Source organism: Spirillospora sp. NPDC048824 (assembly GCF_043198455.1).
GTDB lineage: Bacteria > Actinomycetota > Actinomycetes > Streptosporangiales > Streptosporangiaceae > Spirillospora.
In genome coordinates, this window is sequence record NZ_JBICUS010000008.1 from 352,768 (window position 1) to 375,352 (window position 22,585).

The 22,585-nt window shown below is 70.2% G+C and carries 18 protein-coding genes; 5 read left to right on the forward strand and 13 right to left on the reverse strand.

Annotated features, from left to right (window positions below):
• Positions 1-12: 12 nt before the first annotated feature.
• The 3 genes from ACGFIS_RS18955 to ACGFIS_RS18965 all read right to left on the reverse strand — a co-directional run bounded on the left by ACGFIS_RS18955 (position 13) and on the right by ACGFIS_RS18965 (position 4,572).
• Positions 13-735 carry a histidine phosphatase family protein gene (locus tag ACGFIS_RS18955; RefSeq protein ID WP_392899452.1) on the reverse strand — a complete coding sequence of 241 codons (723 nt, stop codon included), beginning with the start codon at positions 733-735 and terminating at the stop codon, positions 13-15.
• Positions 736-810: 75 nt separating this feature from the next.
• Positions 811-1,896 carry a winged helix DNA-binding domain-containing protein gene (locus tag ACGFIS_RS18960; RefSeq protein ID WP_392899455.1) on the reverse strand — a complete coding sequence of 362 codons (1,086 nt, stop codon included), beginning with the start codon at positions 1,894-1,896 and terminating at the stop codon, positions 811-813.
• Positions 1,897-1,944: 48 nt separating this feature from the next.
• Positions 1,945-4,572 (reverse strand): AAA family ATPase, encoded by a 2,628-nt coding sequence (locus ACGFIS_RS18965; RefSeq protein ID WP_392899458.1) that lies wholly within the window; start codon positions 4,570-4,572, stop codon positions 1,945-1,947.
• A gap of 203 nt (positions 4,573-4,775) precedes the next feature.
• On the opposite strand from ACGFIS_RS18965, the gene ACGFIS_RS18970 reads away from it, so the two are divergent.
• Positions 4,776-5,525, forward strand: coding sequence for a ribonuclease HII (locus tag ACGFIS_RS18970; protein WP_392899610.1), 750 nt, complete (start codon positions 4,776-4,778; stop codon positions 5,523-5,525).
• A 69-nt stretch (positions 5,526-5,594) separates the two neighbouring features.
• Positions 5,595-6,227, forward strand: a complete 633-nt coding sequence (locus ACGFIS_RS18975; RefSeq protein WP_392899461.1) for an endonuclease — start codon at positions 5,595-5,597, stop codon at positions 6,225-6,227.
• 88 nt (positions 6,228-6,315) lie between these two features.
• Here ACGFIS_RS18975 and ACGFIS_RS18980 read toward each other — a convergent pair whose 3' ends face one another.
• The 4 genes from ACGFIS_RS18980 to ACGFIS_RS18995 all read right to left on the reverse strand — a co-directional run bounded on the left by ACGFIS_RS18980 (position 6,316) and on the right by ACGFIS_RS18995 (position 9,865).
• Complete coding sequence (locus tag ACGFIS_RS18980; RefSeq protein WP_392899464.1) at positions 6,316-7,743, reverse strand: TerD family protein; 1,428 nt, start codon at positions 7,741-7,743, stop codon at positions 6,316-6,318.
• 137 nt (positions 7,744-7,880) lie between these two features.
• Positions 7,881-8,930 (reverse strand): biotin/lipoate A/B protein ligase family protein, encoded by a 1,050-nt coding sequence (locus ACGFIS_RS18985; protein WP_392899466.1) that lies wholly within the window; start codon positions 8,928-8,930, stop codon positions 7,881-7,883.
• A 127-nt stretch (positions 8,931-9,057) separates the two neighbouring features.
• Positions 9,058-9,426, reverse strand: a complete 369-nt coding sequence (locus ACGFIS_RS18990; protein WP_392899469.1) for a DUF4180 domain-containing protein — start codon at positions 9,424-9,426, stop codon at positions 9,058-9,060.
• Positions 9,419-9,865 carry a helix-turn-helix domain-containing protein gene (locus ACGFIS_RS18995; RefSeq protein ID WP_392899471.1) on the reverse strand — a complete coding sequence of 149 codons (447 nt, stop codon included), beginning with the start codon at positions 9,863-9,865 and terminating at the stop codon, positions 9,419-9,421. The genes ACGFIS_RS18990 and ACGFIS_RS18995 overlap by 8 nt, the downstream gene beginning before the upstream one ends.
• A 131-nt stretch (positions 9,866-9,996) precedes the next feature.
• Here ACGFIS_RS18995 and ACGFIS_RS19000 point away from each other — a divergent pair, with 131 nt between their 5' ends.
• Together ACGFIS_RS19000 and ACGFIS_RS19005 are read left to right on the forward strand one after the other, a co-directional pair.
• Positions 9,997-10,962, forward strand: a complete 966-nt coding sequence (locus ACGFIS_RS19000; RefSeq protein ID WP_392899473.1) for a pirin family protein — start codon at positions 9,997-9,999, stop codon at positions 10,960-10,962.
• 182 nt (positions 10,963-11,144) lie between these two features.
• Complete coding sequence (locus ACGFIS_RS19005) at positions 11,145-11,846, forward strand: DoxX family protein (RefSeq protein WP_392899476.1); 702 nt, start codon at positions 11,145-11,147, stop codon at positions 11,844-11,846.
• A gap of 25 nt (positions 11,847-11,871) precedes the next feature.
• Here ACGFIS_RS19005 and ACGFIS_RS19010 read toward each other — a convergent pair whose 3' ends face one another.
• The 6 genes from ACGFIS_RS19010 to ACGFIS_RS19035 form a co-directional block, all read right to left on the reverse strand.
• Positions 11,872-12,021 carry a hypothetical protein gene (locus ACGFIS_RS19010; protein WP_392899479.1) on the reverse strand — a complete coding sequence of 50 codons (150 nt, stop codon included), beginning with the start codon at positions 12,019-12,021 and terminating at the stop codon, positions 11,872-11,874.
• On the reverse strand, positions 12,011-12,946 hold the full coding sequence (locus ACGFIS_RS19015) for an NAD-dependent epimerase/dehydratase family protein (protein WP_392899482.1): 936 nt from the start codon (positions 12,944-12,946) through the stop codon (positions 12,011-12,013). Before ACGFIS_RS19015 ends, ACGFIS_RS19010 begins: the two co-directional genes overlap by 11 nt.
• A gap of 85 nt (positions 12,947-13,031) precedes the next feature.
• A complete protein-coding gene (gene sigJ, locus ACGFIS_RS19020; RefSeq protein ID WP_392899484.1) occupies positions 13,032-13,973 on the reverse strand; it encodes an RNA polymerase sigma factor SigJ in 942 nt (313 codons plus the stop codon).
• Between the two features lie 130 nt (positions 13,974-14,103).
• Positions 14,104-20,466, reverse strand: coding sequence for an LAGLIDADG family homing endonuclease (locus ACGFIS_RS19025; protein ID WP_392899486.1), 6,363 nt, complete (start codon positions 20,464-20,466; stop codon positions 14,104-14,106).
• Between the two features lie 122 nt (positions 20,467-20,588).
• Positions 20,589-21,062 carry a transcriptional regulator NrdR gene (gene nrdR / locus ACGFIS_RS19030; RefSeq protein WP_392899488.1) on the reverse strand — a complete coding sequence of 158 codons (474 nt, stop codon included), beginning with the start codon at positions 21,060-21,062 and terminating at the stop codon, positions 20,589-20,591.
• A gap of 277 nt (positions 21,063-21,339) precedes the next feature.
• The gene (locus ACGFIS_RS19035) at positions 21,340-21,687 is read right to left on the reverse strand and encodes a LysM peptidoglycan-binding domain-containing protein (protein ID WP_392971909.1); all 348 of its coding nucleotides are present in this window, start codon (positions 21,685-21,687) and stop codon (positions 21,340-21,342) included.
• A 175-nt stretch (positions 21,688-21,862) separates the two neighbouring features.
• On the opposite strand from ACGFIS_RS19035, the gene lexA reads away from it, so the two are divergent.
• Positions 21,863-22,561, forward strand: a complete 699-nt coding sequence (gene lexA / locus ACGFIS_RS19040) for a transcriptional repressor LexA (protein WP_392899493.1) — start codon at positions 21,863-21,865, stop codon at positions 22,559-22,561.
• Positions 22,562-22,585 lie beyond the last annotated feature (24 nt).

Consider the following 22,585-nt stretch of genomic DNA (forward strand, 5'->3'; position numbering starts at 1 on the left):
GCCGTTCCGCCTCTAGGTCAACGGCGCGGGGACGGACCAGTCCAGGTGGGAGACGTCGTTGAATCCGCGGATGGACGACAGGCCGCCGAGCCTCACCAGCAGGGAGATCGACGCGTTGTCCGGGGGGAGGAACGCGAACCGCCTGGCCCCCGTCACGGACGCGAGCGCCTGCGCGATGACACCGCCGTGGGTGAACACCGCGACCCGGCCGCCCGCGTGTGCGGCCGCGAGGCGCGTGAGGCTCTCGTCGACGCGCGCCGCGAACGCTTCGTGGTTCTCCGCCCCGGGGATGACGTCCCAGCGTTCCTCGGTGAACATCCGCTGCACCACCGGGGTGTTCTCGGCGACCATCTTGCGGAACATCCCGCCTTCCCATTCGCCGAGGTGCACCTCGCGCAGGCCGGCCTCGACGCGCGGCTCCAGCCCGAGCCTGCGCGCCAGCGGCGCCGCGGTCTGCGCCGTGCGGCGCAGGGTCGTCACGTAGATGGCGTCGAGGCGTTCGTCCGCGAGCCGCTCACAGACCCGCTCGGCCTGTTCACGCCCCTCTGGCGCGAGGTCGGGGTCGCCTTGACCGTCCACGAGGGGGAACGGCCGCTCCGGGCGGGCGGGCGCGGAGGCGCCGTGCCTGATCAGCAGAAGCTCGGCCGCACCGTCCGGCGCCTTGTACCGCTTCTGCCCGTACTCGAGCGGCTCGTCCCGCTCGACCGGCTCGCCCGTCTCGTCTCGCTGTTCCACGGAACGGCACCCTAGACGAACGGCCTGAACCCGCCGTGAACCGGGGCCGCCGCACATCTTTCGGTGCGGCGGCTCTCACTGCAGCAGCGCCGCCAGGCGGCTCAGCCGGTCCTTGAGCGGAGCGGCGGGGATGTCCTCGAACGGGGTCACGGCCACGTCACCGCCCTTGGCCTCCCAGACACCCGCCACGCGCCCCTCGTGCAGGACGACCGGGGAGATCCAGCCCGCCGCGCGGCTCACGTCCTTGCGATGCTCGGCGGGCACCAGGTAGGTCGCGGACGTCCCGGCCCCCAGGACGTACTGGTCGAACGCGCCGAGCAGCCGGACGGACGTGCTGGGCGCGGTGGCCAGAAGCTCGTCCAGGTGCTCCCGCAGCACGTACATCTGCACGCCGTCCACCTCGACGGTGGAGAGTGCTTCCTCGGCGGCCGCGAACCAGTTCTTGACGTCCTTCTTCCGGTTCATCTTGCGCATGAGCCAGTTGTCGAACATGTCGGGGGTCGCGGGCCCGTGCGCGCCCAGGAACGCATGGATGACCGTCCGGGCGGCGTCCTCCACCGGCGGCAGGCCCGTCCAGCCGGGCAGCCACCTCTCCGGCGAGGTGAACGTCACGCGTGTGCCCTGCGGCGGCCCCTGGCAGAGGACACCCCACCAGGCCAGTGGTTTGAGCAGCGTGCTCCAGCCGGAGCCGAGCACGTCGGCGAGATGCCGTGAGCCGGTCTCCTCGACGACGGCCGCGGTGAGCTCCTCGCGGGTGAGGACCGCCCCATCGGCGAGGGCGTCCCCCGCCGCCTCGGCGATCGCCTCCAGGTCGGCGGGCGTGGCCCCGAAGGTTTTCTGCCAGGCGGGCTTCTCCCAGTTGCGGACGGCGGCGGACAACACGAGATGGGCGGCGGCCTCGTCGGCGGGCAGCAGGTGCAGGGTTCCCCGCGCGGCCCACGTCTTGACGAGGGTCCGTTCGTCGAGCAGCGCCCGCGCCACGGCGCCCTTCTCGGGAGCCGCCTGCCGCACCGCGACCGCGAGTTCCGCCGACGAGGCGACCTGCGCCTGCACCCCGGCCAGGCGCCGCGCGATCTGCACGGCCGACGCGTCGCCCGGAGAGTCGATGAACTGCCGCCGCATCCGCCAGGCGAGCACTTGGGCCCACGTCACCGAGGTCATGCCCCGATTACAGCGCATGCCGCCGACGGGACGTGCCCGGGGCTCACCTCACGCCAGCCGGTGGGTGACGTCGGCGAACGCGTCGCGGACGTCCTCGGTGGTGAGGAGCGTGAGGTCGTCGGCCGTCGCGGCGTCGCCGAGTTCGGCGGCCCGCAGCGCCCGGCACGCACACGCCTTCTCGTACATGGAGCGGGCGAAGCGGCCGTTGCCCAGCTCGTCGATCCGGCCCGCCCCGCAGACGCGCTGGAAGACCAGGGCGAGGTCGTCGAGGGCGCGTTCCTCCCAGTGGTCGCCGCCCTCCTCGGCGATGAGCTGGGCGATGCGGAGCAGTTCGTCAGGCCCGTAGGACGGGAAGTCCACGCGGACGTCGAACCGTGAGGCGAGCCCAGGGTTGGACGACAGGAACCGGTCCATGTCGCCCTCGTAACCGGCCAGGACGACGACGAGGCGGTCCCGGTCGTCCTCGGCGCGCTTCAGCAGGGTCTGCACCGCCTCGGCGCCGAACGCGTCACCGCCTGAGTAGCCGGGGTTGGTCAGCGAGTACGCCTCGTCGATGAACAGGATGCCGCCGAGCGCGGAGTCGACGATTTTGTTCGTCTTCAGCGCGGTGGCGCCCAGGTGCTCACCGACGAGGTCGGCGCGCTGGGCCTCGACCACCTCGGGACGGGCGAGGAGGCCCGCCGCGGCGAAGATGCGGCCGAGCACGCGCGCGACCGTCGTCTTGCCGGTGCCGGGCGGCCCGGTGAAGACGAAGTGGCGGGTCGGCGGCCGGGTGACCAGGCCCTGGTCGTGCCGCATCCGGGCTACCTGGAGCTGGGCGGCGATCTCCCGGACCTGCCGCTTCACGGGTTCGAGTCCGATCATCGCGTCGAGCGAGCCGAGCGCCTCGTCCAGCGTCGGCGTCTCGGCGTAGCCGCGGTACCGCTCGGTGACCTCGGCGAACGCGGTCTCGACGTCCTCGGCGCGCAGGGTGACCAGGTCGTCGGCGCTGGGGTTGGCCGGTCCCGTGGAGGCGGAGACGGCGTCGACGACCCGCACGTCCCGCGCGCGCGCCGCCGCCTCGGTCAGCGACCGGACGAACCTTCCGTTCCCCAGCTCATCGACGATGCCGCGCCTTTCGGCCTCCTCGAACCGGACGGCGAGGCGCTGCCGGGCCTCCGCGTCGAGGCGGTCCTCGCGGAGCCCGGTGTGGTAGTCGGCGATCTGCAGCAGTTCGGACGGACTGTACGACGGGAAATGCACGCGCGTCCCGAACCGTGAGGCCAGCCCGGGGTTGGAGTCGAGGAACTCGGCCATCTGCGCGTCGTATCCCGCGAGGATGATGACCAGGTTGTCGCGGTCGTCCTCCGCGCGTTTGAGAAGTGTCTGCACGGCCTCGTCACCGAACCGGTCGGGCTGCCCTTCGGCGGAGTTGGCCAGGCTGTACGCCTCGTCGATGAACAGCATCCCGCCGAGCGCGGAATCGACGAGCCGGTTGGTCTTGATGGCCGTGGCGCCGAGGAACTCACCGACGAGGTCGGCCCGGTGCGCCTCGACCACGGTCCGCTCCGGCAGCAGCCCGAACGCGTAGAAGATCTTGGCCAGGACGCGCGCCACGGTGGTCTTGCCCGTACCGGACGGTCCGACGAACACGAAGTGCCGCATCGGCTTCTCCGTGGGGACCCCGGCGGCGGCGCGCATGTGCGCGGCCTCGATGGACGCGGCGATCGAGCGGACCTGCCGCTTGACCGGCTCAAGCCCGATCATGCCCTCCAGTTCGGCGAGTGCTTCGGCCACGGATATCTCAGGCACCTTTTCCGTTCGGGGCTCGGCCGGGCCGGCCCGGTCGGCGGCGGTGGCGGCCGCCTGCGCCGCGGCGCGCTGCCCGTGGCCCGCTTGCGTGGCAGCCGATGCGGCGGCGGCGTCATCGGCCGGGCCTCGCCCGTCGGATCCGCCGCCGGGCTGGTCGGATCCGCCGGAACGGTCGGACCGTCCGGGCCTGCCCGGCCTGTCCCCCTTATCGGCCCGGTCGGGCCGTTCACGCCTGTCGGGGCCGGACGGGTTCCTGCGCGGCCCTGCCGTCCCGTCCCCCTTCGGCCCGGCCTGTTCCTGCACCCAGCCGGTCTCGTAGGCCTCGGCGGGCACCGCGCGCCGTGCCTGGTCCCAGCGGTAGGCGAGGACGGCGAGGGCCGCGGCCCAGCCGGGCGCCACACTCGCCTCCGGCAGCAGAGGGACCACCGCCGCCGTCACCACGCCGGCGGCGCCCAGGGCGAGGAGCGCGGTGCGCCACGGCGTGTACCCGCGCAGACGGAACGCGACGACCGCCACGGGCAGTGCGAGCACCGCCAGGAGCAGCGCGGGGTTCAGGTAGGGCGGCCGCCCTTCACCGGGGAAGAGACCTCCCAGAGGCACCGACAGCGCCAGCCAAGACACGATCACCGCGACGACCGTCATGCCCGTGGGCGACCGCAAGGTCAGATGGACGACCACGAGCAGGATCACCGTGGCCGCCGCCGCGCGGAGGATCGGCCCGTCCAGCACGACCACGGCCGACAGCACGAGCGCGACCGACAGCACCCCGCCCAGGAACCGCACGCCCGGGGTGACCTGGAAGTAACGCCACCGCAGGCGCTCGAAAAGATCCCGTGCCGCGGCGTCCTTCGCCGGGCGGGAACGCGATCTGCCGAACAAAGCCATCAGAAGCGAGTAAAGCGCAGGACCGCCCGGAACGGGACTCCCCGCGCGCGGTTCGTTGACTCCCCACACCGCGGCCTGGTGCGGAACGGAGAAAACCCCGACCCGGAGCCAGGACATTCGTCGTGTCCACAACGATGTTCGGCATGATGGGGCTCACGATCTAAGGAGAATTTTTGACCGACTCCACCCACGCTCTGCCCGGACTGGACTCCGCCCCAGCGGCCGCCAAGGACGTCCCACGCGTCGCGGGCTACGAGATCGAGGACGAGCTTCAGGCCGCGCCGTCCGGCAGCAGCCGTCCCATCAGGATCGCCGGGGTGGACGAGGTCGGCCGCGGCGCCTGGGCCGGCCCGGTCGTCGTGTGCGCGGCGGTCACCGACCTGACCCCGCCGCCCGTGCTGAAGGGCAGAGGCGACAGGACGATCGGGCTGACCGACTCCAAGCTCCTCACCGAAGCCCACCGTGAGTCGTTCGCCGAACTGCTGCCCGGCTGGCTCGCCGGGCACGCCATCGGCGCGTCCGGCCCCGAGGAGATCGACGAGGTCGGCATGACGGAGGCGCTGCGGCGCGCCGCCGTCCGCGCCCTGGAGGCGCTGCCCGTCGCGCCCGACGTGGTCATCCTGGACGGCAAGCACGATTTCCTGAGCCGGCCTTGGCGGGTGCGCTGCGAGGTGAAGGCCGACCAGCGGTCGGTCACGGTCGCTGCCGCGTCCGTCCTGGCGAAGGTCCATCGTGACCGGCTGATGGCCGGCCTGGACGGCGAGTTCCCCGGATACGGGTTCGCGGACAGCGCCGGGTATCCGTCGCCCGTCCACCAGAAGGCCCTCCGGGAGTCAGGGCCCACACCGCATCACCGGATGTCGTGGTCCTACCTGGACGACCTCCCGCGCTGGCGGCACCTGAAGAAACACCGCGACCCGCTCGCCGGTGAAGGCCAGCTGAGCCTTCTGTGACGCCGTCCGGCGTCCCCGCATGAGTCACGTCCGCCGGCTCGGGTAGACGCGACGACGGGAGGTAATGCCATGGACACCGTCGTCAAGAAGCTGCTCCACGAGTCCGGCGAGACGTTCGCCGAGGAGGCCGGCATCCCCCTGAAGGACCAGCCGGCCGCGTTGTTCAAGCTGCTCGTCCTGGCCAACCTGCTGAGCGCGCGCATCTCGTCGGACATCGCTTTGTCGGCGGCACGTGAACTGTTCGCCGCCGGCGGTGGGACGCCACGCGGGATGAGCGGGCTGACGTGGCAGGAACGCGTCGACGCGCTCGGACGCGGCCACTACGTCCGCTACGACGAGAGCACCGCGTCCCGACTGGGCGACACCGCGCAGATGGTCCAGGACAAGTACAAGGGCGACCTGCGGCGCCTCGCCATCGAAGCCGGACGCGATCCAGAGAAAGCCGCCGAACTGCTGCGGGAGTTCCCCGGCATCGGCCCGACCGGCGTGGACATCTTCTGCCGCGAGGCCCAGTCCATCTGGCCCTGGCTCCGCCCCTACGTCGACAGCCAGGTCAAGAAGGGCGCCGAACGGCTGGGGCTCCCCACCGACGCCAGCGAACTCGCCTCCAAGGTCCCCGGCAAGGACATGGCCCGGCTGAGCGCCGCCCTGGTGAGAGTGGCCCGCGACAAGAAACTGGCCGACACGGTGAAGACCGCGTAAGCCGACGATCGGCGCCGGGCCCAGGACGGTCGGCCGGGATCAGCCGACCGTTCCGGGCCCGTGTACGCGCCTGCGCGAACGGACGGGTTCAGTCCTTGCCGCGTGCGGCGACCCACTCCAGATTCCAGCCGTACGCCTGGTCGACCGACATCTTCCCCCAGCGCGGACGGCCGGGCGGCGGCAGGACGAAGCGTCCCTCACGGCGGACGACCAGTTCGCCGCCCACGTTCTCGATGAGCGCCAGGACCGCGTCACGGGACGCGTCGACACAGTCGCTGATGCGCATGTCGATGGGCGGCGCGCCCTTCGGGTACAGGGTCGCGATCGCGTCCAGGCCGCGGAAGTCGTCGGCACCGTCGTAGATCTCGGCGAACACCAGGATCCGCTTGAAGTCCGCGGTGTGGTCGAGGTTGATGTGGAGGTTCTCGCCCGACGCGATCGCCCCGGTGCGGTCGTCCTTGTCGAGCTTGATGAACGGCGGACGTTCCAGCGCACCCATGTCGCCGAGCGCGTGGATGATGCCCTTGCGGCCGTCCTGCAGCTCCCAGAGGCAGCACAGGTCCAGGTCGAGGTCGTGGCCGCGGCGGCGTTTGCCGAGCAGCCCCTTGGCCACGCCCTCGCGGGCGGTCCAGTTGAGGTTGACCCGCATGTGACCGGACGTCGCGCCGTGCTTGGTCAGCGAAACCGACGGCGCGTTCTTGGTGAGCGAGATCGTGCCGCCCTGCTGCTGCGGCTGCGCCGGAGGCGGCGCGGCAGCGGGCGCGGGAGGCGGGGGCGGGGGCGCGTACTGGCCGCCCGGTGGGGGCGGAGGAGGCGGCGGCGGCGCGAACTGTCCGGGCGGAGGCGGCACGTACTGCCCACCAGGAGGCGGAGGAGGGGGCGGCGCGTACTGCCCACCAGGAGGAGGGGGCGGCGCGTACTGGCCGCCGGGAGGCGGGGGCGGCGCCTGGGGCTGCGCGGGCGCGGGGGGCGGCGAGGCGGTCTCCGGGGCGGGCTCGTCGACCGAGATCCCGAAGTCGGTGGCCAGACCGCCGAGCCCGGAGTCATAGCCCTGCCCGACCGCACGGAACTTCCACGCCCCCTGCCGCCGGTAAAGCTCACCGAGCACGAACGCCGTCTCCGTCGTGGCGCCCTCGCTGTCGAACCGGGCGACCTCCGCCCCGGCCGCCGCGTCCACCACGCGCACGTACAGGCCCTGGAACTCGCCGAACGTCCCCCCGTCGGCGGACGCCGCGATGACGATCCTGTCGATGGCGGGCTCGACGCGGTTCAGATCGACCGACAGGACGTCGACGACGGTCGCCCCCCGCTGCTTGCCATCGTGCCGGACCGCGCCCGAGTTGTGCGCCGGCTGGTTGTAGAAGACGAAATCGTCGTCCGAACGGACCCGGCCGGTCTCCGCCAGCAGAAGCGCCGACGCGTCCGCGTCCGGAACGCCCGGACCGCTCTGCCAGCCGAGCTCGACCCGGACCGAGGGAACCGGCACCGTGGTGTTGGCGCCCTTCTGCAGCGACATGAACGCTCCTCATCATCGATCGATGTCCCCAACCTACGACCAGTCGCGCGGCCCGGCGACCTGCCATGACGAACGACGCATGGAAACGGCCCGGAGTTCCGTCCGGGCCGCGGTCCGCGTCATGGCGCCCGGCCCGCTCACGGGACGCGGGCGGTCCACTCGGGGGTACCGAACTTGTCCGTGACGTACTTGCCGGCGAGGCGCATCTCATCCTCGCTCACCCGGTCGCCGGTCAGCCCGTACCGGCCCCGGAAGTGCCCGATCATCCGGTCGATGATCTCCTCGCGGGCCATGCCGGTCTGGCGGCGCAGCGGGTCGACGCGCTTGACCGCGCTGGCGGTCCCCTTGTCGGAGATCTTCTCCCGGCCGATCCGCAGCACCCGCACCATCTTCTCGGCGTCGATGTCGTAGGCCATCGTCACGTGGTGCAGCACCGCGCCCGCGGCCAGCCGCTTCTGCGCCGCGCCCGCGATCTTGCCCTGGTCGGAGGTGATGTCGTTCAGCGGCTGGTACCAGGCCCTGATCCCCACCTCGCCGAGCGCGCCGAGCACCCAGTCGTCCAGGAACGCGTAGCTCTCCGCGAACGACATGCCGGCCACCAGCGTCTCCGGCGCGTACAGCGAATAGGTGATCGTGTTGCCCGGCTCGATGAACATCGCGCCGCCGCCGCTGATGCGCCGGACGACGTCCACCCCGTACCGCGCGGCCGCCTCGGCATCGACCTCGTTGCGCAGCGACTGGAAACTGCCGATGACGACCGCGGGCGACGCCCACTCCCACACCCGCAGCGTCGGCGGCCGGCGCCCCGCCCCGACCTCTTCGGCGAGGACCTGGTCGAGCGCCATGTGCAGCACCGGCTCCCGCGGCGGCTCGTGGATCAGCCGCCAGTCGTGGTCGCGCCAGTCCGACGCCCGCGCGACGGCCCGCTTCACCGCGATCCCCACGGCCTCGGCGGTGATCCCCAGCATCACCGTGTCCCGCGGCAGACCCGCCTGGACGCGGACGCCGATCGCCCTGGCGTCGAGTTTCGCGGGCAGGCCGTCCAGGACGGCGTTGATCGCCTCCAGCGCCTCGTCGGGCTCCAGGAAGAAGTCACCGCTGATCCTCGGCCCGCTCAGCAGGCCGTCCACGACATCGACGTCGGCGACGACGAGCTTGCCGCCCGGAACCTTGTACTCACCGTGCATCACATACAGGTGAACCCCGCGCGACCACCCCGGATTCCACGCACCGGAACCACCGCCTCCGACCTGCGCGGCAGCGCATCGGCGTGCCTCAAGGCCCGGCCGTCGCGGAGCCGGCCGGCCCGGCCGCTCAGGCGACCGCGCGCAGCCGCTCGTCGAGCGCCTCCAGGTCGGGAACGAACCACACGTGCCCGGCCGAGTTCGACTCGCGGACGAGCGCCTGGAGCGCCGGGCTCGCCGCCAGGTGACCGGAGATGTCGCCGAAGACGACCAGACGCAGCCGGTAGTTGACGAACTTCTGCATGACATCGCCGGCGAAGCGGGTCCCCAGGGAGAAGAAGCTCTCGTCCAGGCGGCTCGCGGGCACCGCCACCACCTCGGCGCCGAGGAAGGCCGCACCGATCAGGTCCAGCGCGTCCTGCGTGGTCGTCACCCGCGGCCCGTCCGGGTCGCACACCAGAACCTGCACCCCGGCCCGCTCCTGCATCACGTCAGTCATCGCCGTCCCCCCTCACGAACAGGCCGCTGTCATCGCCGAGCACGGCTTCGAGCATCCGCAGCACGTCGGCGGTGGCGGCGGCGCCGCCCAGTATCACGATCTTCATCCGGTTCCGCTCCTGGTCGTGGGCGACCTGCACGCGCAGCGGGTCGCGGGGATCGCCGGTGTTCACCCCTGCCAGGACGAGCGTCCCCAGCCGGTCGGCCGCGGCACGGTCGACACCGTCGATCTGCACGATGCTCGACACCTCGACGTGCGCGGCCCCGGCGGGCAGGGACACCTCGGGCCGGTCCCGTCCGGTCAGCTCCTCCAGGTCGGCCTCGGCGATCCGGTACTGCTTTCCGATCCGCACCGCCCTGAGCCGGCCGGCCCGGATGTAGCCGCGCACGGTACGCACATGCAGGCCGAGATGATCGGCGACCTCCTCGACTGAGTACATTTTCTCCTTCATCACTCCCTAACATACGCCAAAAAGGGAAGCTTGCATGATTTTACCGATCGACAGGGCAGTGCTTGGGGTCGCGAGCGGTAGGGCATCGTAGAAGCAGCGGTCGAGGGAAAGGTGGCGTGGTGAGCAATCTCGATGTCCGGCCGAAGCCGGTCGAGTGCGGCGGCCGGGACGACGCCGCGGGACGCCCCGTCCACGAACTCCTGCCGCCGCGGCGGGTGCCGCTGGGCGAATCCACGGTCGTCCGCCGGCTCCTGCCCAGTCTGGGACGGCGCATGGTGGGCGCCTGGTGCTTCGTCGACCACTACGGGCCGGACGACATCACCGACGAGCCGGGCATGCAGGTGCCGCCGCATCCGCACATCGGTCTGCAGACGGTGAGCTGGCTGCACGGCGGCGAGGTCCTGCACCGCGACAGCCTCGGCAGCCTGCAGACCGTCCGGCCGAAGGAACTCGGCCTGATGACCGCCGGACGGGCCATCGCGCACTCCGAGGAATCACCCCGCCGGCACTCGCCGATCCTGCACGGCGCCCAGCTGTGGGTGGCGTTGCCCGACACGCACCGGCACACCGAGCCCGCGTTCGAGCACCATGCCGCCCTGCCCGTCGTGGACGGGCCCGGTCTCAGCGCCACCGTGATCCTCGGTGAGCTGGACGGGACCGCCTCGCCCGGCACGGCCTTCACACCGATCATGGGCGCCGACCTCGCCCTGGAGGACGGGGCCCACGTGCGGCTGCCGGTCGAACCCGACTTCGAGTACGCGGCGCTCACGATGTCCGGCGTCACCGAGGTCGACGGCATGCGCGTCGAGCCCGGCTCGATGCTGTACCTCGGGAGCGGCCGCCGCGAGCTGCCGCTGAGGGCCGACGGCGACAGCGGCCTCGTCCTGCTCGGCGGTGAGCCGTTCGAGGAGAAGCTCGTCATGTGGTGGAACTTCATCGGCCGGACGGGCGAGGAGATCGCCCAGGCGCGCAAGGACTGGATGGAGGGCGACCGCTTCGGCACCGTGAACGGCTACGACGGCGCCCCGCTCCCCGCGCCCACCATGCCCGCCACCCCCCTGAAGCCCAGGGGCCGCACCCGCTGACGAACACGGCCGCGCGGGACCATCACCGTCCGGTACCTCGGCGATCATGCCGCCACCGTGCACCGTTACCAATTGTCCCTTCCTGGGGCCACTTCACCTGGTATGTTCGCGCGATCCGTCCGGCAGACGTCATACTCTCCGTCGAAAACCGGGCCGAATCCCCCGTAGAAGGAGTCGATGGCATGCGCACACGACCGCTTTACAACATCGCGGCGGTCCTCGCGCGGGTCGGCGTGGGTGTCGTGTTCATGGCCCACGGCTGGCAGAAGATCGAGGCGGGCGTCACCGCGACCAGCCGGTCGTTCGACGACCTCGGCGTACCGCTGCCCACCGCCGCCGCCGTCTACTCCGCGTTCGTCGAACTGCTCGGCGGCGCCGCGCTGATCGCCGGGCTGGGCCTGCCCGTCACCGGCGCCATGCTGTTCCTGGACATGGCCGGCGCGTTCGTGTTCGTCCACGCCGGCGAAGGCCTGTTCCTCGTGGACGGCGCCACAGTCGAGAACGGCTTCGAACTCGTCCTCGTCCTCGGCATGGCCAGCCTCCTGTTCGCCGCGGGAGGCGGCGGCCGGCTGACCCTCGACCAGTGGATCGCACGCAAGCGGCAACAGAGCCCGGACGACGAAGGCGACGACGACGCGAAGAGCTTCGTGGAATCACTCCGCCAAGCGGAGACGAAGCCCGTCGCCAAACCCGCCCGCAAGCCGTCGTCCCCGCGCCACGAGAAGACCCCGGCCCTGCCCGGCTCCCCCGGGGCGGACACCGGCGCCAAGAACACCGGTACCGACGACGACACCCTCGTCGCCGGACGCCGCAAGCCCGCCAAGCGCCGCCGCCCGAACGGCGGCACCGCCCCCGAGAGCACCGACACGAACCCCGCCCAGTAGAGCGGACACGGCGCGAGCCCGGCCCTCACACCCGGCCGGGCTCCCTTCCGATCCGCGCCTTACCGGCGGAGAGCAGCCACTCGAAGCCGGGGACGGCCCACGGCCGGGACAGGCGGTTGTCGATCGCCGGCAGCCGCCGGTCCCGGTTCCAGACGCCCAGCAAGTCACGTCGCAACCCGGAGTCCCTCACGCCAGGTGGGGTGTGCCGGGTGCCAGCCCAGTTCGCGCTTGGCCTTGGCGTTGGATGCGCCGCGGAGTTCGGTCATGAGCACGACACCGGCCGCTCCGGCGGCCAGCCGTCCGACGAACCGCGGTACGCGCATCGGTTTCCCGGCGCCCAGCATCGCCGCCAGTTCCGGCAGCCATTCGGCGACCGGCGCGGGGTCGTCGTCGACGATGTTGTAGACACCGCGGCCGCCGCCCTCCACCGCTGCGACCGTGGCCTCTGCGGCGTCGGCGATGTGGACGAACGACCACACCCCGCCGCCGTCGCCGACGATCGGGAACTTGCGTTTGCGGATCATCTCGAACTGCTCGGAGCCCGGCGCCATGGAGGTGCCGGGTCCGTAGAACGCGCCGTAGCGCAGCACGATCCCTTCGGTCCAGGCGGCGTTCAGCACGGCCTTCTCCAAGTGCTCGATCGCGGCGATCATCGAGGCCATCTGGGCGACCGGTGAGCGGTCCAGGGGGTCTTGTTCGTCCTTGACCGGCCCGCCGGTCCGGCTGTAGGTGAACGCGCCGTTGCTCTGGGCGACGAACCGCCGTACACCGGCGGCGCGTGCGGCCGCGAGCAGGTTGTCGGTGCCCTCGATCCGCAGCCGGTCGGTGGCGGCGAAGCTGCGTTCGAAATGGCGGGTGTCGATGTGCCCGATGGCGGTCAACTGGTCAACGATCACCTCCGGGGCCGCCTCGCGCACGGCCGCCTCGACCTGGGCGCGGTCGAGGGCGTCGGCGATGACCGGTACCGCACCCAGCCCTGCCGCCCTGGACTTGCCGCTTTCGCTGCGGACCATGGCGAACACCTCGTGTCCCGCATCGACCAGACGAGGCAGGAGCTCCCTGCCCATCGCTCCGGTCGCTCCCGCCACCAGCACTCTCATCGTCGGCTCCCTTGCTCTCGGTTCGGGTTCGCCACTTGAACCGGATGGCCCGCCGATTGCTGACAGGAGTCGAATGTGATGTGCGTCACACCATGAGGAGAGGCTCTCCATGGTCGGCCGCCGCCCATTGCTCGGTCGCGCGTTCGAGCTTGTCGGGGTTCGCCTGGGTACGGCAGGCGGTGATGCCCTCGGCCGTGACGTCCAGACACATGATGGCGACGACCCGGCCTTCCACGACGGCCACAACGGCGGGTTCGCCATTGGCGATCCAGGCGTATATCTCGGACGAGCCGCCGACGATGGCGCGCTTGGCCTCGGCGGGCTTGAGGAGGGTCCACACGAACCTCGCGACCGCGACGGCTCCCTCCAACGCCCTGGTGCGTGCCGGGACCTTCCCTCCGCCATCGCCGATGGAGATGGCGTCCTTGGTGAGCAGGCGTACGAGCTCATCGGTCCGGCCACTGGCGGCGGCCGCGAGGAACTCCTCCACGATCCGGCGGGCGGCGGCCTCGTCGATTTCGCTGCGGGCCCTGCCGTCCGCGACATGCTTCTTGGCACGGTGAAAGATCTGCTGGCTGGCGGCCTCGGTGATGTCGAGGATCTCGGCGATCTCCCGGTGCGTGTAGTCGAAGGCCTCCCGCAGCACATAAACGGCCCGTTCGTTGGGGGACAGGCGCTCCATGAGGGTGAGAACCGCGTACGACACCGATTCGCGCTGCTCAGCGGTGTCGGCCGGGCCGAGCATCAGGTCGCCCGCGAGCAGCGGCTCGGGGAGCCATTGGCCCACGTAGGTCTCGCGGCGTGCCCGCGCGGAGGCAAGGTGGTTCAGGCACAGGTTGGTGAGCACCTTCGTCAGCCAAGCCTCAGGAACCTCGACGCGGTCGACATCAGCGGCCTGCCAGCGCAGGAACGTTTCCTGCACCACGTCCTGTGCCTCGTGCGCGGAGCCGAGGAGACGGTAGGCGATGGCCTCCAGGCGAGGCCTGGCCAGCTCGAACCGGTCGACGTCATCCACCGTCAAAGGCATGACCTGATCGTAGTCTTCGCGGTGCCCCGGCCCAGGGGAGAGCGGGGAGCGACCCCACCCTCCCCCGGCCAGGGAAAGTGCATTACGCCGAGCGTGCCGGATGTTGCATGTGCTGCAACTCGGCCCGTAACTAGCTGCAGCCGCTGGTGGAGCCGCAGCCTTCGCAGACGTAGCAGCTGCCCGCGGGACGCATCTTCGTGCCGCAGGTGAGGCACAGCGGCGCGTCCGCGGTGCGGCCCTGGCGGCTCTCGATGACCTCCATGGACGAATGCGCCTCGCCCGCCGGAGCCGAAGCCGGAGCCGCCGGCCTGGTGATCTCGGCGGACTGCGCCAGCGACTCGTGGTCGACCACATCGTCCCCGTGCAGGGCCGCCGGGTCCTCACCGTTGGCCTGCATGGCGCGCTCCCCGGCGGTCAGGATGCCGAGACCCGCACGCTCCTCGTAAGGCAGGTGGTCCAGTGCCAGCCGCCGGAAGATGTAGTCCATCACCGACGTCGCCATGCGGATGTCGGGGTCGTCGGTCATGCCGGCCGGCTCGAACCGCATGTTGGTGAACTTCTCCACCCACGTCTCCAGCGGGACGCCGTACTGCAGGCTGATGGAGATCGCCATGGAGAAGGCGTCCATCACGCCGGCGAGCGTGGAACCCTGCTTGCCGAGCTTGAGGAAGACCTCACCGACACCGTCGTCCGGGTAGGACGACGCCGTCATGTACCCCTCGGCGCCCGCGACGGAGAAGCGGGTGACGGTCGCCGGCCGCTGCTTCGGCAGCCGCTTGCGCACCGGACGCGGCGTCGCCGCCTCCACCGGCTCCGCCACCTCCTTCTTGCCCGCGGCCGACAGCGGCTGGCCCACCTTGCAGTTGTCGCGGTAGATCGCCAGGGCCTTCAGCCCGAGCCGCCACCCCTCGAAGTACACCCGCTCGATGTCCTCGATGGTGGCCTTCTCCGGCATGTTGACGGTCTTCGAGATCGCCCCGGACAGGAACGGCTGGACGGCCGCCATCATCCGGACGTGGCCCATCGGGCTGATCGCCCGCTCCCCCATCGCGCAGTCGAACACCTCGTAGTGATCGGGCCGCAGCCCGGGAGCGTCCACCACGTGACCGTGCTCGGCGATGTACTCGACGATCGCCTCGATCTGCTCCTGCTGGTAGCCGAGCATCTCCAGCGCCCGCGGCACCGTGTGGTTGACGATCTGCATCGACCCGCCGCCGACGAGCTTCTTGAACTTCATCAGCGCCAGATCCGGCTCGATCCCGGTCGTGTCGCAGTCCATCATCAGCCCGATGGTGTTGTGGCTCACCATGCCGTTGGCCACATAGGTGACGTTGTCCGGCACGGACAGGTCGTACGTCGGCTGGACACCGCCGTCCTCGTTGGCCTCGACCCGCTCGAACAGGTACCCGAGCGCGTGCCCGAGCCGCTCATCGAATGCCTGGGTGTACAGGGACTGGGCCAGCATGCGAGGGACGCCACCATGCTTGCGGAGCGACTGAAGGACCGCGTCCCTCGACGGGTGTCCGGCAGGGACGATCCGGTCCCACGTGGCCCGCGGCAGGATGACGTGGTCGTTCTTCGCCGACCGGGCGGGCTCCAGAGAGGCCATCAGCCTGGCCTTGCGCTCGCTGATGAATCCCACGGTCTCATCGAAGTTCAGCGCGTGATCGATGTTCCGCAGGCGGACCTGGAAGATGTCTCCGCCGAATCCGCTGACGGTCGTGCGCGTGGTCGTCGCGAGGCCGAGCGCGAGCAGCAGCGTCCGAACCTCGCCGGCGAAGGACGCGGAGGCGGTCGAGAGGCTGGGGACCCCATCGGCGACCGTGCCGTCCGCCTCGAACAGGCCCCTCAAGAAGCTCGCGTAAACCTCGCCGTCGTTGGTCTCGAGGATCGCGGAGGGCACCCGGGGGGTCCAGCCCTTACCTGTGTGGTCCACACCGGGCAGGTCCTTGGCCAGGCCGGCCGCCTTCCACCACCGGGCGAGCCGCACGGACTGGAGGGCGACCTCCTGATAGCCCTGCTGCTGGGTGACCACCGGGGTGATGCCGAACAGTTCCTTCGCGAGGATCTGCAACCGCTCGGCGACGTCCATGTCCGCATCCGCCACGCACAACCGAAGGCCCTTCGCATGGAGACTTCCGTCCCCCATGAAGTAGCCGACGAGTTCGGCGAGTCCCGGAGTGACCGAGTCAGGAACGTCCAGTCCGCGGTCACCGGTGTAGTACGCCTGATCGAGCACAGGCAGCGGCACCTCGCGACGCTCGCCCACGAGTGTCCGCATCTGCATGGGGACCAGGTCGCCCTCACGGATGTCGGCGAGCCGCCGCCACACCCACGCGCCCGTGTCCTCCTCGACCACCTTGACCCTGTGCGTCAGGGTGCCCTGAATCGTGTAACCGCCCCGGGTCCGAACCAGCCGAGTCGGCTCTTCACCGTTGACGAAGAACTTGGTCGCCTGACGCGGACCGTCGTCCGTGGACACCGCCATGTCCAGGTCCTGCCAGCGATCGCCGTACACGTCCCCGATCTCGGACAGCCGCATCAGGCCGCGGTCGGTCGTCACCAGCGTGTCGCCGGTCAGGCAGCCGGTCGGAGCGAGAAGGCTCGCCTGCGCGTTGCGGTAGCCGTGCTTGTCGCCGGCCTTCAGGCATTCCTGCCACTGCTTCGCGGCGGCGGCGTGGATGGCCTTGTCCATGTTGTTCAACGTGCGGATGCCGTCGTTGGCGGCGGCGTGCTTGCGCATGACGCGCTTGTGGCCGTCGGCGTTGCGCGCGTAGCCCTCGTACGGGCCGACGACGCCGGCCATCTCGGCGGACCGGCGGTAGGCGACGCCCGTCATCAGGGACGTGATCGCCGCGGCCAGGGCTCGCCCGCCGTCGGAGTCGTAGGCGTGGCCGGTCGCCATCAGCAGCGCGCCGAGGTTCGCGTAGCCGATCCCGAGCTGCCGGTAGTCGCGGGTCGTCTCCGCGATCTTCTCCGTCGGGAAGTCGGCGAACGTGATGGAGATGTCCATCGCCGTGATGATCAGCTCGGTGAGCTTGACGAACTTGGCGATGTCGAAGGTCCCGGCGTCCGTGAGGAACTTCAGCAGGTTGATGCTCGCCAGGTTGCAGGACGAGTTGTCCAGACTCATGTATTCCGAGCAGTTCGCTACGACCACACCACTGACGATGTAGGAGTGGTTCCGGGGCTCGGTGAGGTTGTAGGTGGTCTCGAAGCCCTTCGACTCCCGGGACACCATCCGGACGGTCAGGTCCTTCTTGTACCGCTTGGTCGTGTCGAGGAGACCGAGGAGCGCGTCCTGCTTGGCCTGCAGGCCGAAGCCGACCACTGCGGCGAACTCCACCATGGCCTGGCCGCTGATCCGCAGGTCGAAGCTCGGGCCATCCGACCCGTAGGTCGCCTCACTTCCGTCCTTGCGGGTGTAGTGGAAGCTCGCCTTCTTGGCACCCGTCCGGTAGATGCGTCCTGCGATGCCCAGCGAGGCCAGCAGTTCCTGGACGCCGAGGAGCAGTTCCTCGGACCGGCTTCCGAGGCCGACGTACCGGGTGCCGTTCTCCAGGTCGGCGACGCAGCCGTCGGCGTCGAAGAGACCCTGGAGGAAAGCCACCAGTTCCGCTTCCGGAGCCTCATAGACGGCGGCCGGGACGGTCTTGTCCGGTGCGCGGCCACCGGAGACGCCGAGCGCCCAAAGGAAGGCGCGGAAGGCTTCGTGGCCCACCCGGAGTTGCTGGGTGCCGTTCTGCTGCACGCTCGGCTTGCGGTCCGAGCCCGTGATCCGGCGCAGCAGAGCCTCGTGCCGAGGCATCACCGTCTCCTGCTCCCGCGCGGTGCCGTAGACCGTGACGGCACTGACCTCGGTGACGCACCCGTCACCGGTCAGCCAACCGAGGTAGTGGGCGAAGTCCTCGTCCCACTTCTCCGGCAGGTCCAGGGCGTGCCGGGACGCCGCCGCCTGCGCCGCGTGGTGTGCGGCCATCGGGATCTCGCCCGTCGCCGCGGCGCGGCTCGCCCGGTGGAAGGACCGGACGACCCCGTCGTCCTCGGTCAGGTCCTCGGCGTGCACCCAGCCGCGATTGGCGGTCCAGACACGGTGACCGGGGGTGCACCTCAGCCGCGATCCGTCCGAGAACCGAAGCTCAAGGATCTCGTTGGTGCCGGTCACCATGTAGCGCACCGGGTCGGTCGCGACGATGCGGTCCTGCGGGTCGGATTCGGACGTCACGTCGTTGGTGTAGATGCCGTAGGTCTCCCCGGCCGCAGCCCGGCGCACCATGTCACCGATGCGGACGAGGCCCTTGTCGGTGACGACCCGCTGGTCGGCGGGGAAGCACGGGTTGGACGCCGTGATACGTCCGGTTTCGGGGTTGGTGTGCCAGTCGTTGATCGTGTCGTCGTACTGGATGCCCGGGTCGGCGCACTCCCAGGCGGCCTTGGCCATCAGGCGGAACAGGTCCTTGGCCTTGACCGTCTCCACGACCTCGCCGGTCATCCGGGCGCGCAGCCCGAACTCGTCGTCCGACTCGACGGCCCGCATGAACTCGTCCGACACCCGGACCGAGTTGTTGGCGTTCTGGTACTGGACGCTGCCGATGTCCTTGCCGCCGAGGTCCATGTCGAATCCGGCGTCCCGCAGCGCGCGGATCTTGTTCTCCTCGCGCGCCTTGGTCTCGATGAACTCCCCGACGTCGGGGTGGTCGACGTCCAGCACGACCATCTTCGCGGCCCGCCGCGTCGCGCCGCCGGACTTGATCGTCCCGGCGGACGCGTCGGCGCCGCGCATGAACGAGACGGGACCGCTGGCCGTCCCGCCGGACGACAGCAGTTCCTTGCTGGAGCGGATTCGGGACAGGTTCAGGCCGGCACCGGAGCCGCCCTTGAAGATGACGCCCTCTTCCTTGTACCAGTCCAGAATCGACTCCATCGTGTCGTCCACCGACAGGATGAAGCAGTTGTGCACCCGGATGTTGTCGCAGAGGAACTCGCCGCTCTCGGTCTGGATGTCGTAGACCTCCATCGCGCCGATTTCCTCGATCTCGGCTATCTCCAGCCGCTTGATCGGGTGGGCTGGGCGCCCCGGCTTCTCGAAGCCCTGGTGCAGCTTGAGCGCCTTGACCGGGTCGATGAAACCGATCTCGTCGGCGAAGATGCGGCGGTCTCCGGCGTTCTGGATGCGCAGCGTCCAGCAGCCGTGCCGGTCAGGTCGCGCGTCCGCCTTGAAGCCGACCCTGGAGAAGATGCCGAAGCGCAGCAGGAGACGCTGCATGCCCCGGATCAGTTCTTCGGAGATCATGTCGACTTCGACCACCGTGGAGGATTCGCGCGCGGACACGAGGCCCTCGGCCTGGAAGACGCTGCGGAGGTAGGCGGCGACATGGGGAAGCGGCGCGGTGAAGAGCCGCTCGGGGACCACCATGTCAACGCCGCGGGCCAGCAGCCCCCACTCGTCGACGTACTCCTTCAGGACCTCCCCGTAGAGCCGGGTGCGGCGGCAGTCGAGATCGGTGTCCTGCGTCTCGACGGTGCGCTCGTGGCGGTGGACCCCGGGGAAGACGACGTTCAGGTGGCGGCCGACCCACTCCCGTTCGGAGTCGGTCACGGTCATGGCCTCGATGGTCAGCGAACGGTTCGTGCCGGTCTCGTACCGTCCCACGAATCCGTCCGACTGCAGCCAGCCCGCAAGTGCGGACTCCGCGTACCCGCGGGAGGTGATCTCCGTCTCGCCGTAGGCGTCCCGCCGGTGCCATTCGAGCTGGTCACCGGCCTTGAGCTCACCGGCCTGGACGAAACGTCCCGTTCCGGCCCCGGTGGCCTTCCAGACGAGGTGGTCGGGGGTGACGTCCAGGGTGTAGCCGGCCTTGGTGTGGATTCGCAGGACGTCCCGAACCCCGTTGGCCTTGGTGGCGACGATGCGGGTGAGCCCGGTCGCGTCGTACACCTTGGTGCCGACGGCGTCGTCCTCGACGAGCCTGCCGATCGGAATCAACCCGGCAGGGGTGCTCACCAGCGACTCGTACGGAAGACACGCCGAGACCTGCTGCGGGGACTTGGTGCCCACGTTGAACCAGACGGGGGAGTTGAAGCTGAACATCTGGTGGACCAGGGCGTACTTCAGCTCGTGCTCGAAGATCTCGGCGTCCTGGTCGGTGGCGAAGTAGCCCTGTTCGAGGCCCGTGCCGACGTACATGCTCACGACGCGGTCGACGAGCTGCTTCAGGCTCCATTCGCGCTGCGGTGTGCCGACCGCGCCGCGGAAGTACTTGGACGTGACGATGTTGGCGGCGTTCAGCGACCAGAAGTCGGGGAACTCGACGCCGCGCTGCTCGAAGTTCACCGAGCCGTCGCGCCAGTTGGTCATGACGACGTCACGACGTTCCCAGCGCAGCTCGTCGTACGGATGCACGCCGGGTGTGGTGAAAATACGCTCGATCTTCAGGCCTTTACGGCTCCCCTTGCCGCGTCGTGCCGCCGAGCCGCTCACCGTCTCCGTCATGACCTTCCCCCTCTCGGGCCCTCCCGCCGGGCCCTGCTCAGGAACAACTCCGCCGCCGCACGGGCCATGCCCGCGCGGAGGCCGCTCTTACTTGTGCTGCTTTGTGTTTCCGGAACCCGCCCCTACCGGGACGGGCCGGGCTCCCCCGAGGAACCGGCCTTCCGCAGTGTCTCGATCTCCTTGGCGAAGTCGTCCAGCGACTCGAAGCTCCGGTAGACCGAGGCGAATCGCAGATAGGCGACCTCATCGAGTTCGCCGAGCGGCCCCAGGATCGCGAGGCCGATCTCGTGCGAGGGGATTTCGGCGGAGCCGGAGGATCTGATCTCCTCTTCGACCCGCTGTCCCAGCTGTGCGAGCGCATCCTCGTCGACCGGACGGCCCTGGCAGGCCCTGCGCACACCGGCGATGATCTTTTCCCGCGAGAACGGCTCGGTGACCCCGCTGCGCTTGGCCACCATCACGAGCACATTCTCCTGCGTCGTGAATCGCTTGCCGCATTCCGCGCACGACCGGCGACGCCGAATGGCGCCGCCGTCGTCGGTGGAGCGGCTGTCGATCACTTTGGTGTCAGGGTTGCGGCAGAACGGGCAGTGCACGTCCAATCCCTCCCCTGACAGAAACGCATCACACCTCCGAGTAACGCCACATATAGGTGAAGTACATCGGTGTGACTACTAGATGTTGTGGTCAACCGTACGGCTCACCGCAGGCGTTCGCAACCTGATCCGCTGCCTCACGCGCCACATCCGGCGCGTCCCCCCAGGTCACGTGAGCCCTCCCGGATTTCCTCCCGGGCGTGTCGTCACAGACCGTCTCCGGCGGCACACTCCGCCGCGGCAGACCCCCTGGTGAGCCCGTGTTCGGCCCCGGAGATCAGCGGGCGGGGAGGCGGATCTCCTGGCCCGGCCGGACGGTGGGATCGCCGCCCAGGCCGTTGAGGTCGATGATGCGCTGGACGACGACGCGGGGGTCGGTGCCCCGGTCGGCGTCGGAGGCGATGCCCCAGAGGGTGTCGCCGGGTTCGACGACGACGGTCTCGGCGGCGGTCTCGGCGGCGGTGGTCGGGCCGCGATGGCTTTCGCGGCCGCCGGCCAGTGCGCCGGTGCCGACGGTGAGCCAGAGGATGACGAGCGTGACGGCGGCGGCGAACAGGACCAGGACGGCGCGACCGCGGCGGGTTAGGCGGATCGGAACCCGGTCACTGTGGGGTGAACCCGACATCTCTCCCCTCCTCGACGTCGAATGCATTTTCGATCGAACGCCTGTACGATGTTCTACAGGGGGCGCCGACAAAAAGCGAGCACATCTTCGAACAATTGTTTGATCATCGGGCCGGGACGCGATAGCGTTCCATGACAAGGAGTGACGGATCGAGGCGCCCGGGAGGCGACGAGCGATGAGCAAGGTCCGGGAGCTGCCCGACGGGCCCATGGACGAGACGGGCCTGACGCAACGGCAGCGCATGGTGCTGGAGGTGATCCGCGACTCGGTGCAGCGCCGGGGGTACCCGCCTTCGATGCGCGAGATCGGCGAGGCCGTGGGTCTGACCAGCACCTCCAGCGTGTCGCACCAGCTCCGGGCGCTTCAGCGCAAGGGTTTCCTGCGCCGCGACCCCAACCGGCCGCGGGCCGTGGAGGTCCGCGTGCCGGGTTCGACGCCGGTGCGGACGGACGAGGAGGCCTACGAGGCCGCCGGGGGCCAGCAGACCTCGGTGCGGCCCGCGCCCGCGTACGTGCCGCTGGTGGGGCGGATCGCCGCCGGTGGGCCGATCCTGGCCGAGGAGGCCGTGGAGGACGTGTTCACCCTCCCCAAGCAGCTGGTCGGCGAGGGCACCCACTTCCTGCTGAAGGTCAGCGGTGACTCGATGATCGACGCCGCGATCGCGGACGGTGACTGGGTGGTCGTCCGGCAGCAGCCGGTGGCCGAGCAGGGCGACATCGTGGCCGCCATGATCGACGGCGAGGCGACGGTGAAGACCTTCAAGCGCCGGGACGGCCACATCTGGCTGATGCCGCAGAACCCCGCCTACGAGCCGATCCCCGGCGACGAGGCCTCGGTGCTGGGACGTGTCGTGGCGGTCCTCCGCAAGATGTGAGACCGCACGATGTGAGACGCACGC